The sequence below is a fragment of the Micromonospora rosaria genome, from assembly GCF_001567585.1.
Lineage (GTDB): Bacteria > Actinomycetota > Actinomycetes > Mycobacteriales > Micromonosporaceae > Micromonospora > Micromonospora rosaria.
On sequence record NZ_LRQV01000022.1, the window covers coordinates 12277 to 30696 of the forward strand.

Here is an 18420-nt window from a genome sequence, read left to right on the forward strand (position 1 = left end):
GGGGGAGCGAACGTGCGCCTTGTCGTCAAGGGGATGGGCGAACCCCTCGCGGGGGAGCTGGACATCCCCGTCTCGAAGTACCACGCCCACCGGGCCCTGATCCTGGCGTCGCTGGCCGACGGGACGAGCCACATCCACGGCGCCTGCGGCGCCGGCCACGTCCGGCACACCATCGGCGCCCTGCGGGACCTCGGCACCTCGATCACCGTCGACGCCGACACGTTCGTGGTGCGCGGCGGGCGCTACCAGCCGGTCCGTCCCGAGGTCTCCGTCGGCAGCTCCGGCACCACCCTGTACTTCCTGACCGGGCTGACCGCGCTGGCCGGCGCCCCGGTCACCATCACCGGGCAGAAGTACTTCCGCCGCCGGCCCATCCGGCCGCTGCTCGACGCCCTGGCCGGCATCGGCGTGGAGATCACCGCCACCGACGGGCTGCTGCCGATCCGGATCCCGGCCCGCCCGCCGACCGGCGGCCGGGTCGAGATCCCCGGCACCCTCTCCCAGTGGATCTCCAGTCTGCTGCTGGTCAGCCCGTTCGCCACCGGCCCGACGGTGGTCGACGTCGTCGGCCCGTTCAACGAACGCTCCTACGTCGACCTGACCATCGCGATGATGCGGCAGTTCGGCCTGCACGTCACCGTCCGCGCCGACGGCCGGCGGTTCGAGATCGATCCCGGCCAGCGGGCCACCCCGGCGGTGGTCCACCTGCCCCCGGACGTCGGCGCGGCGGCCTTCGGCCTGGCGGCGGCGGCCCTGCACCCCTCCGACGTGCTGTTCCGGGGACTGCCGGCGGTCGGCGCCGGCGACCTCGACCACCCCGAGGCGGACCTGCTGGAGTACCTGCGGGAGATGGGCCTGCCGCTGCGGCGCGACCCGGCCACCGGCTGGGTCCGGGTCCGCCACGACGGCTCCCGGCTGGCCCCGGTCCGGGTGGACTGCCGCGCCGTACCCGACATGCTGCCGGTGCTCAGCGTGCTGGGCGCCCACGCCCGGGGCACCACCGTGCTGGAGAACGTGGCCCACGTCCGCCTCAAGGAGTCCGACCGGGTGGCGGCCATGGCGCAGCTCAACCGGATGGGCGGACGGGTCCGGCTGGACGGCGACCGGCTGCTCTGCGAGGGCGTGCCGCAGCTACGCGAGGCGGACCTGTCCTCCTTCAACGACCACCGGGTGCTCATGGCGCTGGCGGTGGCCGCCTCCCGGGCCACCGGCGAGAGCCGACTGACCTACCCGAACGCGCACCGGATCTCGTACCCCCGGTTCCTGGACCAGATGAACGGGATCGGCATGAACATGGCGGTCGACCGGGCGCCCGTACGGCCGGACCCGCGTCGGGCGGTGCCCACGCCGGGCCGGCTGGCCGCCGTCGTGCTGGGCGACCTGGTGCGCCGGCACGCCCGCGCGCAGCCCGACCAGCACGCCGTCATCGAGGCGGCCTCGCCCGGCCGCCCCGGCGGCCCGCTCACCTGGCGGGAACTGGACCGGCGGGCCGACGAGGCGGCGTCGCTGCTGCGGGAACTGGGCGTCGGTCCCGGCGACGTGGTCGCCTGGCAGCTGCCCAACTGGCACGAGTTCGTCGTGCTCACCCTGGCCACCGTCCGCATCGGGGCGGTGTGCTGCCCGATGATGCCGTTCTTCCGCGAACGGGAGGTCGCCGACCTGCTGCGGCGCAGCCGGGCCCGGGTCTTCGTGGTCTGCCACCGCTTCCGGGGCCGCGACCACGTCGCCGAGACGGCGGCCGTGCTCGCCGCGCCCGACCCGCCCGGCGTGGCGCACGTCCTGGTCGTCGGTGGCACGGGGGCGCTGCCCGACACCCCGGCGGGGGCGCGGTGGCAGCGCTTCGACGCGGCGACCGCCCGGCAACGCCCCGACCCGGCGGCCCTGCGCGCCCACCGGCCCGCCCCGGACGCCCTCGCGCAACTCCTGTTCACCTCCGGCACCTCCGGCGCGCCCAAGGGCGTGCTGCACCGGATGGACACGCTGACCCGCGCCGCGGCCATGCAGGCCCGGCACCTCGGCCTGACGGCGGCCGACCGGCTGTACGTGCCGTCGCCCCTGGCCCACCAGACCGGCTTCCTCTACGGCATGTGGGTCGGCCTCGTCCTCGGCGCCCCCGTGGTGCTGCAACCGGTCTGGGACGGTCCGACCGCCCTGGTCACCCTGCACCGCACCGGCGCGACCTTCGTCCAGGCCGCCACGCCCTTCCTCGCCGACCTGGTCGACGCCGTCGCCGACGGCGGCGAGCCACCGGCGGCGCTGCGGACCTTCGTCGCCACCGGCGCGGCCGTCCCCCGCGCGCTGGCCCGGCAGGCCCGCGCGACCCTCGGCGCGGCGGTCTGCGGCGCGTGGGGGTCCACCGAGTCCTGCCTCGGCACCCTGTCCGCGCCCACCGACGAGCCCGCCCACGCCTGGGGCACCGACGGCCGGGCGCTGCGCGGGGTCCGGGTCCGGGTCACCGACGACGCGGGCGCCGTGCTGCCCGCTGGCGCGGAGGGCAACTTCGAGGTCTCCAGCGACTGCCTCTTCGTCGGGTACCTCGACCAGCCGGAGTGGACCGCCGCCGCGCTGACCCCCGACGGCTGGTACCGCAGCGGCGACCTGGCGGTCATCGACGACGCCGGGTTCGTCCGGATCACCGGCCGGGTCCGCGACGTCATCAACCGGGGCGGGGAGAAGATCCCCGTGGCGGAGGTGGAGCAGCTCCTGCACACCCACCCCGCCGTCCGGGACGTGGCGATCGTGGCCATGCCCGACCCCCGCCTGGGCGAACGGGCCTGCGCCTTCGTGGTGCCGCGACAGCCGCTGACCTTCGCCGGGATGCAGCGCTTCCTCGACGAGCACAAGCTCGCCAAGCAGTACTGGCCGGAGCGGCTGGAGACGGTGGCCGAACTGCCCCGCAACGTCGTCGGCAAGGTGCAGAAGTTCCTGCTCCGAGACCAGCTCAAGAAGATCATCAGCGAGGAGACCCAGTGACCGAAGACGACGGCGCGGCGTTCGCGACACTCGCCCGGGAGGTCGAATCGTTCGTCCGGGGGCCCGGCGAGGAGTACGCCGAGACGATCGAACGCACCCGGACGGTGCCCCCGGAGCTCTGGCACGACCTGCGCGACCGGGGCTACCTGCGGCTGGCCGCGCCCGCCGAGTACGGCGGCGCCGGGCTCTCCTTCAGCCAGTACCTGCGGCTGCTGGAACTGTTCTCGATGTCGCACGCCTCGCTGCGGATGATCGTGCACGTCTGCAACGGCGTCTGGCGGGCGATGGACCAGTTCGCCACCGACGAGCAGCGCAAACGGTTCGTGCTGCCGCAGGTCGCCGGGGACCTGCGGGTGGCGTTCACGCTCACCGAACCCGTCGCCGGCACCGGGGCGGACCTGCGTGCCAGCGTGGTCCGCGAGGGCGACACCTACCACCTCTCCGGCGAGAAACACCTGATCACCTTCGGGGTGAGCTGCGACTACTGGCTGCTCTTCGCCCGCCTCGCCGGCACCGCCGGCAAGGACGGCACCGTCGCGCTGATGGTGGACCGGCGGGTCGCCGGGGTCCGGGTCGAGCCGATGCCCGACACCATGGGCGTCCGCGGCACCGACCACGCCCACCTGGTCTTCGACCGGGCGCCGGTGCCGGTGGCGAACCGGCTCGGCGAGGAGGGCGCCGGCCTGGCGGTCGCGCTGGGCGGCTTCCTCACCCCCAGCCGTATCGGCGTCGCGATGACCTGCGTCGGCCTGGCCCGACGCGCCCAGGAACTGGCGGTCGCCCACGCCGGCCGGCGGGTCACCTTCGGCAAGCCCCTCACCGCCCGGCAGGCGGTCTCCTTCGCGCTCGCCGAGAACGCCGCCGACATCGAGGCCGCCCGGCAGCTCACCCTGCACGCGGCCCGCCGGTGGGAGGCCGGCGCGACCGACGCCGACGCGCTCTCCTCGATGGCCAAGCTCGTCGCCGTCGACATGCTGACCCGGGTCACCGACAAGGCGTTGCAGGTGCACGGCGGCATCGGCTACTGGGAGGGCAGCCCCATCGAGCGGGTCTACCGCGACGCCCGCGCGCAGCGCTTCGAGGAGGGCACCAACGAGATCCAGAAGACGGTGATCGCACGAGAGATCCTGGCGGGGCGACAGTGACCGACTACCACGGCAAGACCGCACTGATCACCGGCAGCTCCCGGGGCATCGGCCGGGCGCTGGCCCTCACCCTGGCCAAGGGCGGCTGCTCGGTCGTCGTCAACTACAAGAAGAACGCGGACCTCGCCGAGCAGGTCCGCACCGAGATCGAGGAACTGGGCGCGAAGGCGGTCACCGTCGCCGCCGACGTGGAGCAGCCCGAGGAGATCGACCGGCTCTTCGCCACCGCCGAGGCCGAGTTCGGCGGGCTCGACTTCTTCGTCTGCAACGCCGCGGCCAGCTCGTTCAAGAACATCCTGGACCTCAGACCGCACCACCTGGACCGCTCGTACGCGATGAACATGCGGGCCTTCGTGCTCGGCTGCCAGCACGCCGTCCGGCTGATGCGCGACGGGGGCCGGATCGTGGCGTTGTCCAGCTACGGCAGCATCCGCGCCTACCCCACCTACGCGAACCTGGGGGCGGCCAAGGCCGCGATCGAGGCGTGGGTGCGGTACATGGCGCTGGAGTTCGGCGGACGCGGCATCAACGTCAACGCGGTCAACGGCGGCATCATCACCACCGAGTCGTCGGAGTACTTCTACGACGTGCCCGGCATGGCCCCGCTCTCCACCGTGCTGCCCAAGATCCCTAAGGGCCGGACGGGGACCGCCCAGGAGGTCGCCGACGTCGTCGCGTTCCTGCTCTCCCCGGCGGCCGAGTACGTCACCGGGCAGACCCTCGTCGTCGACGGCGGCCTGTCCATCGTCTCGCCGCCGTTCCTCGAAGATCTGAGTGCCCCGTTGAGATGACGGAGGTCCTGGAACACGTGCTGCGCCCCGGCCGGATCGGCCGGCTGGCGCTGCCGCACCGCGTCGTCACCGGGGCGATGCACCTCGGCTGGGAGAACCGCGACGACGACGGGCGGTCACTGGCCGCGTTCTACCTCGCGCGGGTACGCGGCGGCGCCGGGCTGATGGTGACCGGGGGCGCGGCGGTCAGCGCCGTGGGCGCCGGCGGGCCCGGGTACGGGGTGCTCGACGACGCGCGGTTCCGGGCCCGGCTGCGCCGGGTCGCCACCGAGGTACGGGAGGCCGGCGGGCTGCTCGCCCTGCAACTGTTCCACGCCGGCCGGTACGCCCGGCCGGCGACCGGGGGCCCGCACCCCGTCGCGCCGTCGGCGGTGTACTCCGCGTTCTCCCGGCACACCCCGCACGCCCTCGACCCCGCCCAGGTCGAGGCCACCGTGGCGGACTTCGCCCGGGGCGCCCACCACGCCCGGGACCTCGGCTTCGCCGCCGTGGAGATCATGGGCTCCGAGGGGTACCTGCTCGACCAGTTCCTGTCCCCGCTGACCAACCAGCGCGACGACGAGTGGGGCGGCGACCCGCACCGCCGGATGCGCTTCGGCACGGCCGTGGTCCGGGCGGTCCGCGCCGCCGTCGGCCCCGACTTCCCCGTCGTGGTCCGGATGACCGGCGACGACCTGATGGCCGGCGGCACCGACCGGGACACCGTGACCGGGTACGCCCGCGCGCTGGCCGCCGCCGGCGCGGACGCCCTCAACGTCGGGGTCGGCTGGCACGAGTCCCCGGTGCCGACGGTCCAGGCCCTGGTCCCACCCGGACACTGGGTACCGGTGGCGGTGGCCGTCAAGGAAGCCGTCGGCGCGCTCCCGGTGGCGACCAGCAACCGGATCACCCGGCTGGCCCAGGCCGAGGAGGTGCTGGCCGGCACCCCACTGGACCTGGTCTCCATGGCGCGGCCGTTCCTCGCCGACCCGGCCCTGGTCGACCGCTGTCGCCGGGGCCGGCCGGTGAACGTCTGCGTCGCCTGCAACCAGGCCTGCATCGACCGGTCACTGGTGGACGACCCGGTGTCCTGCATGGTCAACCCGGCCGTCGGGCGGGAACACGAGACGCCCCCGCCCACCGGCGGGCCGCCGCGCGCCGTCGCCGTCGTCGGGGCCGGGCCGGCGGGCCTGAAGGCCGCCCACGACCTGGCCCTGGCCGGGCACCGGGTCACCGTCTACGAGGCCGACCAGGAACCCGGCGGCCAGTTCCGGCTGGCCGGCCGGGTACCGGGCAAGGCCGACTACCTCGACGCGATCCGCTACCTGACCGCCGAACTGGCCCGGCTCGGCGGCGACCTGCGCACCGGCCGGCCGGTCACCGCCGCCGACGCGGACCTGCTCCGCCGCTACGACGGGGTGGTCGTGGCCACCGGGGTCCGGCCCCGGCGGCTGGACCTGCCCGGCGTCGACCTGCCGCACGTGCTCGACTACCCGGCGGCGTTCGCCGACGGCGCGCTGGGCCGGCGGGTCGTGGTGGTCGGCGGCGGCGGCATCGCCGTGGACCTGGCGCACCTGGCCGGCCACCCCGGGTCGGCGACGCCGCCCCGCCAGGTGACGATCCTGCACCGGGGCGACCGGCTCGGTCCCCGGCTGGGCCGGTCGACCCGCTGGACGGTCCTCGCCGAGCTGCGCCGGCAGCGGGTCGCCGTCGTGCCCGGCGTGCGGGACCTGCGCATCGGCCCCGACGCGGTGGACTACACCGACGCCGACGGGCACCGCGCGACCGTCGCCGCCGACACGGTGGTGATCGCCGCCGGCCAGCTTCCCAACGACGCGCTCGTGGCGACGGCCCGCCGGGCCGGCGTCTGGCACCACGTCGTCGGCGGCGCGCGGGACAGCACCGGACTGGACGCGGTCCGGGCCTTCGACCAGGGCCGGGCCGCCGCCGTGGCGTTCCAGCACGTCGCGCACCGGACCACCCCACCCGTCGAGATCGAGGAACGCGTATGACCGTGGCCGGGCCGGAATCGGCGTCCCCCCTCGGCGCGCTGCGGCGCACCACCGTGGACCGGTGGCGCATCGTGCGGCTGCTGCCGCGCGCCGGACGGACGGCGGTGACCGCCGCCGTCGTCACCAACGTGCTGCTCGCCGCCGCGCCGGTGCTCTTCGTCGTGCAGACGAGCCTGCTCGTCGGCCGGCTGCCCGCCGCCGTCCGCGACGGCGTCGACTCGCCGGCCTTCGAGCGGCTGGTGACCGCGTTCGTCCTCGCCGCCGTGGCGCTGGGCGCGCAACAGCTCCTGGCCCAGGTGCAGGTCACCACGGGACTGCTGGTGCAGCGCCGGATCGACGGCTGGGTCGCCGACGAGCTGATGGACGCCGCGCTCGGCAGCGTCGGCCTGGAACCGCTGGCCGACCAGGCGGTGACCGACCAGCTCAGCGAGGCCGCCCGCGAGGTCGAGCACGGCGTCCAGAGCCCCGGCGCCGCCGCCGCCGGGATGCTCGCCCTGCTCGCCCGCTACGGGCAGCTCACCGGGTACGCCGTGGTCGTCGGGTACGCGTTCTCCTGGCTCGCCGGCGCGGGACTGCTCGTCACCGTCCTGGTGTTCCGCCACGGGCAACGCGGTGGCCTGCGCAAGTACGCGGCGATCTACGCCACGGTCGTGGCCCGGGCGCGCAGGCTGACGTACTTCCGGCGGATCGCCACCGGCCCGGCAGCGGCCACCGAGATCCGCGTGTTCGGGCTCCTGCCCTGGCTGCGCGACCAGCACCGGTCGGCGTACCTGGACTGGATGCGCCCGGTGTGGACCGAACGGCGACGGGTCTACCTCAAGCCCTACTTCGCGTACACGGCCGTGGGACTGGTGGCGCTCGTCGCGGTGCTCGCCGCCCTCGGCGTGGCCGGCGGCCAACGGCAGGTCGACATCACCCGGCTGGCCCTGGTCATCCAGGCCGTCCTGGCGGCGATCCAGCTCGGCGACTTCTACCCCGAGGCCGACGTGCAGACCCAGTTCGGCATGAACGCCTACCGGGCGGTCGGCGCGTTCCGCGCCGGCATGGCCGCCCGCACCGCCCCCGCCGACCGGGACACCGGCAACCCCGCCCCGACGCCGGTCCCCGCCCGGCGCGGCCCGACCGCCCCCGCCGTGATCCGCTTCGAGGGGGTGTCCTACCGCTACCCGCAGCGACCCACCCCGGTCTTCACCGACCTGGACCTGACCCTGCCCCCGGGGCAGTGCACCGCGATCGTCGGGCTCAACGGGGCGGGCAAGACCACCCTGGTCAAGCTGCTGGCCCGGCTGGCCACCCCGACCGGCGGCCGGATCACCGCCGACGGCCGCCCCATCGACGCCGTCCCGGCCCGGCAGTGGCGCGCCACCCTCGCCGTCATCTTCCAGGACTACCTGCGGTACGAGGCCAGCGCCGCCGACAACATCGCGCTCGGCGCCGCCGCGCACGCCGACGACCGGGCCGGCATCCGCGCGGCCGCCGAGGCGGCCGGCATCCTCGACACCCTCGACGCGCTGCCCCGGGGCCTGGACACCCCGCTGTCCGGGCAACTGCGGGGCGGGGTGGACCTCTCCGGCGGGCAGTGGCAGCGCCTCGCCATCGCCCGCGCCCTGTTCGCCGTCCGGCACGGCGCGACGGTCCTGGTGCTCGACGAACCGACGGCGAGCCTGGACGTCCGCGCCGAGGCCCGCTTCTTCGACGAGGTCATCGCCGCCACGGCGGGCGTGACCACGGTGCTGATCTCGCACCGGTTCGCGACCGTCCGCCGCGCCGACCACATCATCGTGCTCGCCGACGGCCAGGTCACCGAGCAGGGCACCCACGAGGAACTGCGCCGCCACGGCGGCCGGTACGCCCGGCTGTTCGACCTGCAGGCGGCCCGGTTCCTCCCGCAGCCCGACGGCGACCACCCGCCGGGCGACGACGGACCCTCCGGTGGCGACGACCACCCACCGGAGCGCGGCACCCCGGCCGCAACCATCCGGGAGGGGAGCGGCAGATGAGTCACGGATTGTTGTCGGCCGCCTGGACCCTGTGGCGGACCTCGCTGCGCCAGGACCGGCGCAAGGCCGTCACCGCCCTGGTCCTGGTCGTCGCGGGCGCGGCGGCCTGGCCTCTGGTGGCGATCATGCTGCGGGTGCTGTTCGACGCCGCGAACACGGGCCGGCCGGTCGCCGCGAGCCTCGCCGGTGTCGCGGTGGCCGCCCTGCTCATCGCCGGGCTCACGCTGAGCCACTTCGCGCACATCGCCTACTTCGAACTGTCCGAGCTGGACGTGCTGCACCTGCACCAGGAGCTGATGGCGGCCACCAACGGGTCACCCGGCACCGCCCACTTCGAGCAGACGGACCTGGCCGACAAGGTCACCGTCCTGGAGGAGGACATCGAGCAGCTGCGCGTCGGCCTGCAGGCCGTCCTGACCGGTGTCGGGCTGGCGGTGGCGATGGCGCTGACCACGGCGGTGCTGGCCTGGCTCAACCCGCTGCTGCTGTTGCTGCCGCTGGTCGCCGTACCGCCGCTGCTGGCCGGGCGGTGGGCGGAGCGGCGGGTGGACCGGTCGCGGGAGGCCACCGCCGAGTCCACCCGGCGGGCGCTCGGCCTGTTCCGGCTGGCCACCACCGCCGCCGCCGGCAAGGAGCTGCGCGCGTTCGGCCTGGAGCAGGAGGTACGGCGACGCCACCGGGCGCTGTGGCAGGACAGCACCCGGCGACTGTGGCGGACGCAGGGCGGGGCGAGCCTGATCCGGATGGCCGGCCAGTTGGCCTTCACCGCCGGCTACATCGCCGCCGTCCTGCTCATCCTGCGTGACGCCGTCGCCGGCCGGCGGGGGATCGGCGACGTCATCCTGGTCATCGCCATCGCCGCCCAGGTCAACCAGCAGGTGGCGGCGGCGGTCGGGGTGTTGCAGGACCTCCAGCGGCTGCGCAGCGTCTACCAGCGGTTCGACGAGGTCCACGCCCTCGTCGGGGCCGCCGGACCCGACCACGGCCGCCGGACCCCGGCCGGGGCCGCCGCCCCGGACGACGGCCGCCACCTTCTGGTCCGGGCCGCCGGCCCGGACGACGGCGGGCGGCCCGCCCCGCCGGCCGCCGTCCTGCCCGCCCGCCTGCGCGACGGCATCCGGCTGGTCGACGTCACGCTGCGCTACCCCGGCGCGGAACAGCCGGCGATCAGCGGCCTCGACCTGCACCTGCCGGCCGGGGCGACCGTCGCCGTCGTCGGCGACAACGGCGCCGGCAAGACCACCCTGGTCAAGCTGGTGTGCGGGCTGCTGCGCCCGACCAGCGGCCGAATCCTCGTCGACGGCGTCGACCTGGCCGACCTGCCGCTGCCGGCGTGGCGGGCCCGGATCGCGGCCGGCTTCCAGGACTTCGTCCGGTTCGAGCTGCCGGCCCGGCAGACCGTCGGCGTCGGCGACCTGCCCCGGCTCGACGACGAGCCCGCCGTCCGGACCGCCCTGGACCGGGCCGGCGCCGGTGACCTCGTCGGTGACCTGGAAGCCGGCCTGGACACCCCGCTGGGACGCAGCTGGACCGACGGCGCGGAACTCTCCGGCGGCCAGTGGCAGAAGCTCGCGCTCGGCCGAGCGTTCATGCGCGACGACCCCCTGCTGGTCCTCCTCGACGAGCCCGCCGCGGCCCTCGACGCCGAGGCCGAACACGCCCTGTTCGAGCGGTACCGGCTCCAGACCCGCCGGATCGCCGCCGGGACCGGCGCGGTCAGCGTCTTCGTGTCGCACCGGTTCTCCACCGTCGCGGTGGCGGACCTGATCGTGGTGCTCGCCGACGGGCGGGTCGCCGAGATTGGCCGCCACACCGACCTGGTCCGCGCCGGTGGCCGCTACGCGGAGATGTTCGACCTGCACGCCCGGGCGTACCGGTGACCAGGGCGGACGCCGGCGTCCCGCCCACCCGAAACGGCGACCTGCGGAAGGAACGGCAGTGATCAGCGCATCGCACACCGACGAGTTCGACCCCTTCTCCCCGAGCGCCATGGACGACCCCTATCCCGAGTACCAGCGGCTGCTGCGCGCCGACGAACCGCTGTACCTGCCCGACCGCGACATGTGGCTGGTCATCCGCCACGACCACGTCAAGGCAGCGGCCAAGGACCACGCCGGACTCTCCTCCGCCGAGGGGATCGCGTACCACCGGTCGACGCTGCCCGTGCTGTTCGGGCTGGACCAGCCGGACCACACCCGGATGCGGGGCCTGATCCGGCACGACTTCTCGCCCCGGGGCGTGCAGTTCTGGCGGCCCTTCATCGAGAAGGTCTGCGGCGACCTGCTCGACGAGGCCGTCGCCACCGGCGACATCGACCTGGTGCAGCAGGCGATCATCCTGCTGCCGGTGAAGGTGGTCACCACGATCGTCGGGGTGCCCCACGACAACCTGGCCAAGCTCAAGCTCACCGCCGGCGTGCTGGAGAGCTTCGTCGCCAACGCGAAGGTCGGCGAGCGGGCGCCCGACGACCCCGACGAGAACGCGCTGCGGCTGCGGGCGGCGAAGTCCGCGCTCGCCTCGGTCGCCGGCCTGTCCAGCTTCCTCGGCGGCCTGCTCACCCGACGGCGGGCCGAACCGCCCCGCGACGACGTGGTCTCGAAGCTGTTCGCCGCCGCGGCCAAGGGCAAGGTCACCGAGAACGAGATCCTCTGGCTCTGCCTCACCCTGCTGGTCGGCGGCCAGGAGACGATGACCCACTTCCTGGGCAACATGCTGGACGCCCTGCTGAACCACCCCGACCAGTTCCGCCTGGTCCGGCAACGGCCCGACCTGGTCCCGGCGACCATCGAGGAGACGGCCCGCTTCTACCCGCCCGTGCAGAACGTCTTCCGCACCGCCACCCGCGACGTCGTCGTCGGCACCACCACCATCCCGAAGGACGCCCGGGTCGAGCTGTCGTTCGCCGCCGCCAACCGCGATCCGCGCAAGTTCCCCGACCCCGACGCGTACCGCATCGACCGGCGCACCGACGGCCACCTGGGCTTCGGCGCCGGCATCCACACCTGCGTCGGCATGCACCTGGCCCGCCTGCAGGCGGCCACGTTCCTGCGGATGCTCATCGACCGCACCGACGACATCGAGCTGATCGGCGAGCTGGTCAAGGTACCGAGCCCGGCGTTCCGGGGGCTCGACCACCTGCCGCTGCGGCTGACCCCGAAGTCCCCGGACCCGGTCGCGCAGCCGGCGTGAGCGACCGAGCAGCAGCCGACAAGGGAGGACCCCAGTGAGTGACACGACGACCGGCGGCGCGGTGGCCACCCGCCTCGACCTGCCGTTCGCGGCGGGCGAGGCCGCGTCCGGGCCGTTGACCTGGGCGCAGAGCGTGATGTGGGGACCGCTGCGGTGGTTCGGCAAGGAGGCCAACCAGTTCAACATCGGCCGCACGCTCGTGCTCGCCACGCCGGTGCCGCCGGACCGGCTGCTCGCGGCGCTGCGCACGCTGATCGAGGACCACCAGACCCTGCGGACCCACTACGTCGAGTCGGCCGGCCAGCCGCGGCAGCAGGTGGCGGCGGCGGGCACGTACGAGGTCACCGTGGTCGACGACGGGGGCGACCCGGCCCGCGTCGGCGCGGACCTGACGCAGGAGCTGACCGAGGCCGCGTTCGACCACGACACCGAGTGGCCGCTGCGGGTCGGCGGCGTGGTCGACGCCGTTGGCCGGGTCACCGGGCTCGCGCTGGTCGGCTCGCACCTGGCGTTCGACGGCTGGTCCTTCGGCACCCTCGTCGACCTGCTCCTCGACCGGCTCGACGGGAACGGGGACGGGACGCCGACGCGGGAGTCCCCGGCCCCGCAGCCGCTGGAACAGGCCGCGTACCAGTCCTCCGAGGCCGGCCGGCAGCAGAGCGAACGGGGACTGCGGCACTGGGCACAGGGCCTCGCCACCGCCCCGGCGTCGATGTTCGACGTGCCGCGCGCCCCGACCGGGGACCACCCGATCGAACGGCACCTGCTGGACTCGGCGGCGGTCACCGCGGCGGCGGTCACCCTGGCGGCCCGGACCCGGACGTCCTTCTCGACGGTGCTGCTCGGCCTCACCACGGTCATCCTCACCGCGTACAACGGGCATGACACCTGCGTGCTCAAGCTGATCACCGGCAACCGGCTCGACCGGCGCAGCCGGGACCTGATCGCCCTGAACACCCTGGACGCCCTGCTCACCTGCACCGTCTCCGACGTCGACCTGCTCACCGCCATCCGCCAGGTCCACCGCCCCGCGTTCGACGCGTACCGCCGGGCCCAGTGCGACCCGGCCGGCGTCCACCGGGTGGTGACGGAGACCGGCCGGCGGCGGGGCGTGTCGTTCGACCTGTCCGCGTACTTCAACAACGGCCACCGGGGCAACGACTGGGCCCCGACCGGCCCCGCCCCGGGACCGGCCCAGCTCGCCGACCTGCGCCGCGCCTCCGAGTACACCCGACTGGACCCGCTCACCAGAAGCGACATGACCTTCATGGTCGCCGCCAGCAACCCCGGCGACGGGCGGTGCCGGCTCGGACTGCTGGTCGACACGGCGTACCTGCCGGCACCGGCCGGCGAGACGATCGTGCGGGGGATCGAGACGCTGCTGTGCGACGCGGTCACCGAGGAGATCCGGGTCTCCGAGGTGGCGGCGCGGATCGGCCTGACCCCGGCCCGGCGGGGCGCGGACTGGGTCCGGACCGACACCGGCTGGGTCCGCCCCGACGACGTGGCGGACCTGGTCCGCCGGGCCGCCGACGGGGCCACCGCGACCGTCGTCACCGACCGGGACCCGACGGGTGGCGCGCACCTGACGGCGTACGTCGCCGACCCGTCGCTGTCGCCCGGGACGCTGCACCGGCGGGTGCTCGACCTGCTGCCCGGCCAGACCGGCGTCGCGGCACCGACGGAGTACGTCATCTGCGCGGCGGCACCACGCACCGGCAGCGGGCCGGCGGCCTGGCGGGACGCGCCCGTCGCCGCGCGCGGGTCGGGACGACCGGCGTGAACGGGGGCAGCGGCGCGACCGCGGACGCCCGCCGGGCAGTCACGGTGATTGATAGTGTGCTGTCGGCTGGTCGGTGCCGGAGAAGTGAGGCCGTGTCGGGATGCTAGCGGGCGACGTCGTCATCACCGGCATCGGCGCGGTCACCCCCCTGGGCCTGGACCGGGACAGCACCTGGCAGGGCCTGCTGGCCGGTACGTCCGGGGTCGGCCCGATCACCGCCTTCGACGCCACCGCGCTGCCCACCCGGATCGCCGCCGAGGTGCGGGGCTTCGACCCGGCGGCCCACTTCACCCCGAAACGGGCCCGCCGGATGGCCCGGTTCAGCCAGTTCGCGGTGGTCGCCGCCCGGGAGGCCGTCGCCGACGCGGGACTGGCCGTCGACGAGGCCGGCGCCGACCGGGTCGGGGTGGTGGTCAACGCCGCCGTCGCGGGCTTCGACACCGTCGAGGCGGCCACCCGCGGCCTCCTCGCGCCGGTCCCGTCCGCGCCCAGCGCCCAGTTCGTGCCCTCCTCGCTGACCAACATGCCGGCCTGCGAGATCGCCATCGACCTGGGCGCGCACGGGCCGGTCAACGCCAGCGCGCTGGCCTGCGCCAGCGGCGCGTACGCGCTGCTCGACGCCCGCCGCCTGATCCTCAGCGGCGAGGCCGACGTGGTCGTCTGCGGCGGCACCGACGCGGCGATCACGCCCGCGATGTTCGCCGGCCTGGTCAGCATGGGCGCCATGTCCGAGCGCAACGACGACCCGGCCGGGGCCAGCCGACCGTTCTCCGCCGACCGGGACGGCTTCGTGTTCGGCGAGGGCGCCGTGGTGCTGGTCCTGGAGTCGGCCGCGCACGCCCGGCGGCGGGGCGCCGGCCACTACGCGGTCCTCGCCGGCGGCGCGCTGACCAGCGATGCCTTCCACGTCAGCGCCCCCGCCCCGGGTGGGGTGCACGCCACGACGGCGATCCGGCAGGCGCTGAGCCGCAGCGGCGTACGCCCCGACGAGGTCGACTACATCTGCGCCCACGGCACGTCCACGCAGGCCAACGACCGGACGGAGACGGTGGCGATCCGCGCGGCCCTCGGTACGGCCGCCGACCGGGTCGCGGTCAGCGCGCCGAAGTCCATGCTCGGTCACCTGATCGGCGCGGCCGGCGCGCTCGGCGCGATGGTCTGCGCCCTGGCGATCCGCGAGCAGATCGTGCCGCCCACGATCAACCTGACCGAGCCGGACCCGGAGTGCGACCTCGACTACGTGCCCCACCAGGCCAGGGAACTGCCCGTGCGGACCGCCCTGACCAACGCCTTCGGCTTCGGCGGGCAGAACTGCGTCGCCGTGTTCACCGACAGACTGTCCCAAGGAGAGCCCGCATGACCGTCCAGTTCCAGGTGCGGCCGACGGACCGCCCGACCCCGCCGCAGACCCGGGAGGAGATCCTCACCGACCCCGGGTTCGGCCGGTACTTCACCGACCACATGGTCACGGTGGCCTGGACGCCGGACGCGGGCTGGCACGACCACCAGGTGACCGCCCTGGCGCCGATCACCCTGCACCCCGGCGCGGCGGTCCTGCACTACGCGCAGGAGATCCTGGAGGGGCTCAAGGCGTTCCGGCACGCCGACGGCAGCGTGTGGCTGTTCCGGCCGACCCTCAACGCGCGCCGCTTCGCCGCGTCGTCGCGCCGGCTGGTCCTGCCCGAACTCGACGAGGAGACGTTCGTCGAGAGCGTGGCCGCGCTGGTCCGCGCCGACGAGGCCTGGGTGCCCGGGTACGGCGGGGAGCAGAGCCTCTACCTGCGCCCGTTCATGTACGCCACGGAGGCGTTCCTGGGCGTGCGCCCGGCCCGGCAGGTCACCTACTCGGTGATCGCCTGCCCGGCCGGGGCGTACTTCCCCGGCGGCGTCACCGGGGTGACCCTGTGGATCAGCACCCGGTACAGCCGGGCGGCGATCGGCGGCACCGGGTCGGCCAAGTGCGGCGGCAACTACGCCGCCAGCCTGGACCCGCAGCGGGAGGCGCTGGAGCACGGCTGCGAGCAGGTCCTCTACCTGGGCGGGGAGCAGCGGCGCGACATCGACGAGTCGGGCACCATGAACGTGTTCTTCGTGACCGCCGACCAGGAACTGCTCACCCCGAGCCTGGGCACCATCCTCGACGGGGTGACCCGCGACAGCGTGCTCACGCTCGCCGCCACGCACGGGCTGAAGCCCGTCGAACGGTCGATCAGCCTCGACGAACTGCGCGCCGGCCTCGCCGACGGGACGGTCACCGAGGCGTTCGCGGCCGGCACCGCCGCCGTGATCACGCCGATCGTCGGGTTCAAGAGCGAGGAGTTCACCGCGTCGGTGGGCGACGGCGAGCCCGGCACGTACACCCGGCAGTTCCGCGAGCACCTGCTGGACATCCAGTACGGCCGGGCCGAGGACACCCACGGCTGGATGCACCGGGTGCTGTAGTGGGCGTACCGATCGCCGTGGTCGGGATGGCCGTCCGGGCGCCGCACGGGGTGACCAGCCTCGACGCGTACTGGTCGGCCATCCTGCGACGCCGGGACCTCACCGGCGACCTGCCCGCCGACCGTCGCGACAGGTTCGGGGCCGGGTGGGACGGCATGGTCACCCGGGGCGGCTACCTGGACGCGCCGTTCGACTTCGACCCGAAGTTCTTCGGCATCTCGCCCCGGGAGGCGCGCGTCCTCGATCCGCAGCACCGGCTGCTGCTGGAGGTGGTGTGGGAGGCGTTCGAGGACGCCGCCATCCCGGTGGCCGCCGTCGCCGCCTCCACCGGGGTCTACGTCGGCATCACCGGCCGGGACTACTGGCAGTGGCTCTCCGGCGACCCGAACTCGTCCTGGACGATCGGCAACGGGCACAGCTTCGCCGCCGGCCGGATCGCGTACACCCTGGGCCTGCGCGGCCCGGTCTACGCGCTGGACACGGCGTGCTCGTCGTCGCTGGTGGCGGTGCACACGGCGAGCCGGGCGCTGGCCGTGGGGGACTGCGACGTGGCGGTGGCGGGCGGGGTCAACCTCATCCTCGCCCCGGACACCACCCGGTCCGTGGGACAGACCGGCGCGCTGTCGCCGGACGGCCGGTCCCGGCCTTTCGACGCCGCCGCGAACGGCTTCGTGCGGGGGGAGGGCTGCGGCGTGCTGGTGCTGAAGCGGCTCGCGGACGCCCGCCGGGACCGGGACCGCGTCCTCGCCGTGATCAGCGGTACCGGGATCAACCACGACGGGCGGACCGCGACGTTCACCACCCCGAACGTGTCGGCGCAGGCGACCCTCATCGAGTCGGTCCTCGCGGCGGCGGGGGTGCCGGCCGGGGAGGTCGGTTTCCACGAGGCGCACGGCACCGGGACCCCGCTGGGCGACCCCGCCGAGGTGGCGGCGATCGTCGCCGGCCTGGGCCGCCGCGACGGCCGGCCACTGTACGTCGGCTCGGTCAAGGGCAACGTCGGCCACACCGAGGCGGCGGCCGGGGCGCTCGGACTGATCAAGGCGGTGCTGTGCCTGCACCACCGGGTCATCGCGCCGCAAGCCAACTACGCCACGCTGAACCCGCGCATCGACCTGACCGGCACCGGGATCGAGATACCGGTGGCACCGGTGCCGTGGGAGCAGCGGCTCGGCGGCTGCGCCTCGACGAGTTCGTACGGCATGAGCGGCACCAACGCGTACGCGGTGCTGTCCCCCGCGCCGCCACCCGAGCCGGCCGTCACCGATCCGACGGTGGCGGGACGCGCGGCGGCCGGGCTGCTGGTCTCGGCGGCCACCCCGGCGGCGCTCGCCGCGCTGGCCCGCCGGTACGCCGACCACCTGGCGTCCCTGCCCGACGAGGCATACCCGGCGTTCGCCGACACCGCCACCGGCGGGCGGACCCGGCTCCGGCACGCGGTGTGGGTCGCCGCCGCCGACGCGGGCGACGCGGCGGCGGCGCTGGCCGCGCTGGCCGGCGGTACGGCGCACCCGGCCGTGCGGACCCTCGCCCCGGACGAGCCGGTGCCGGCGGCGCCCGGCCGGACGGTCGTCACGCTGCCCACCTATCCGTGGCAGCGCGGCACCTACGTCGCGGCCCCGGCCTGAGCGGCCAGCGCCACCCGACCGGCCCGCGACGGCAACGCGAAGTGCAGCGTGGCCATGGCGACCAGGTGGCCACGGTGGTCGGTGACCCGCGCGTCCACCACCGCCGAACGGCTGGCGATCTTGACCACCTCGGCGGCGACGCGCAGCACCCCGGGCTCGGCTGGCTCCAGGAAGCTGATGCTGCTGGTGGCGAGCACCATCGAGGGCGTCGGGCCGAGCAGGACGTTGACCGCGACGAAGCCGGCCAGGTCGGCGGCCCAGAACATGGCCGGCCCGGACAGCGGGCCGTCCCGCCGACGTTCGAGACCGTCGGGGCCGGCGGCGCAGACCACCCGGTTGCCGTCGACGCTCTCGACCCGCAGCCGGGCGTCGGTGTCGGGCAGGACCTCGGCGAGCCACGCCCGCGCCTGGTCCATCGACATCACCGGGTGTGCGCGCATGGCGCTCACTATAGGTGTCCGTCACTGTCCGACAGGCT

Annotated in this window: 12 protein-coding genes; 11 read left to right on the forward strand and 1 reads right to left on the reverse strand. The window is 74.8% G+C overall.

What is annotated here, in order from left to right:
* The first annotated feature begins 33 nt into the window (after window positions 1-33).
* The 11 genes from aroA (at window position 34) to AWW66_RS09110 (ending at window position 17942) form a co-directional block, all read left to right on the forward strand.
* Window positions 34-2973, forward strand: coding sequence for a 3-phosphoshikimate 1-carboxyvinyltransferase (gene aroA, locus AWW66_RS09060; protein WP_211271886.1), 2940 nt, complete (start codon window positions 34-36; stop codon window positions 2971-2973).
* Window positions 2970-4118, forward strand: coding sequence for an acyl-CoA dehydrogenase family protein (locus AWW66_RS09065; RefSeq protein WP_067362644.1), 1149 nt, complete (start codon window positions 2970-2972; stop codon window positions 4116-4118). The genes aroA and AWW66_RS09065 overlap by 4 nt, the downstream gene beginning before the upstream one ends.
* Window positions 4115-4909: an SDR family oxidoreductase gene (locus AWW66_RS09070; protein WP_067362647.1), complete on the forward strand. Its 795-nt coding sequence runs from the start codon at window positions 4115-4117 to the stop codon at window positions 4907-4909. The genes AWW66_RS09065 and AWW66_RS09070 overlap by 4 nt, the downstream gene beginning before the upstream one ends.
* Window positions 4906-6900: an FAD-dependent oxidoreductase gene (locus tag AWW66_RS09075; RefSeq protein WP_067362650.1), complete on the forward strand. Its 1995-nt coding sequence runs from the start codon at window positions 4906-4908 to the stop codon at window positions 6898-6900. Before AWW66_RS09070 ends, AWW66_RS09075 begins: the two co-directional genes overlap by 4 nt.
* Window positions 6897-8900 carry an ATP-binding cassette domain-containing protein gene (locus AWW66_RS35930; protein ID WP_067362654.1) on the forward strand — a complete coding sequence of 668 codons (2004 nt, stop codon included), beginning with the start codon at window positions 6897-6899 and terminating at the stop codon, window positions 8898-8900. The genes AWW66_RS09075 and AWW66_RS35930 overlap by 4 nt, the downstream gene beginning before the upstream one ends.
* Window positions 8897-10780 carry an ABC transporter ATP-binding protein gene (locus tag AWW66_RS09085; RefSeq protein ID WP_067362657.1) on the forward strand — a complete coding sequence of 628 codons (1884 nt, stop codon included), beginning with the start codon at window positions 8897-8899 and terminating at the stop codon, window positions 10778-10780. The genes AWW66_RS35930 and AWW66_RS09085 overlap by 4 nt, the downstream gene beginning before the upstream one ends.
* A gap of 58 nt (window positions 10781-10838) precedes the next feature.
* Entirely contained in the window at window positions 10839-12089 is a 1251-nt protein-coding gene (locus AWW66_RS09090; RefSeq protein ID WP_067362661.1) for a cytochrome P450, read from the forward strand.
* Between the two features lie 34 nt (window positions 12090-12123).
* On the forward strand, window positions 12124-13872 hold the full coding sequence (locus AWW66_RS09095) for a condensation domain-containing protein (RefSeq protein WP_067362665.1): 1749 nt from the start codon (window positions 12124-12126) through the stop codon (window positions 13870-13872).
* Between the two features lie 100 nt (window positions 13873-13972).
* Window positions 13973-15232 (forward strand): beta-ketoacyl-ACP synthase II, encoded by a 1260-nt coding sequence (gene fabF / locus AWW66_RS09100; protein WP_067362668.1) that lies wholly within the window; start codon window positions 13973-13975, stop codon window positions 15230-15232.
* Complete coding sequence (locus AWW66_RS09105; RefSeq protein ID WP_067362671.1) at window positions 15229-16314, forward strand: branched-chain amino acid aminotransferase; 1086 nt, start codon at window positions 15229-15231, stop codon at window positions 16312-16314. The genes fabF and AWW66_RS09105 overlap by 4 nt, the downstream gene beginning before the upstream one ends.
* A complete protein-coding gene (locus AWW66_RS09110) occupies window positions 16314-17942 on the forward strand; it encodes a beta-ketoacyl [acyl carrier protein] synthase domain-containing protein (RefSeq protein WP_245648066.1) in 1629 nt (542 codons plus the stop codon). Before AWW66_RS09105 ends, AWW66_RS09110 begins: the two co-directional genes overlap by 1 nt.
* On the opposite strand, the gene AWW66_RS09115 is transcribed toward AWW66_RS09110, so the two are convergent.
* On the reverse strand, window positions 17921-18382 hold the full coding sequence (locus AWW66_RS09115) for a PaaI family thioesterase (protein ID WP_067362674.1): 462 nt from the start codon (window positions 18380-18382) through the stop codon (window positions 17921-17923). The two genes, AWW66_RS09110 and AWW66_RS09115, sit on opposite strands and share 22 nt — an antisense overlap.
* Between the last annotated feature and the right edge of the window lie 38 nt (window positions 18383-18420).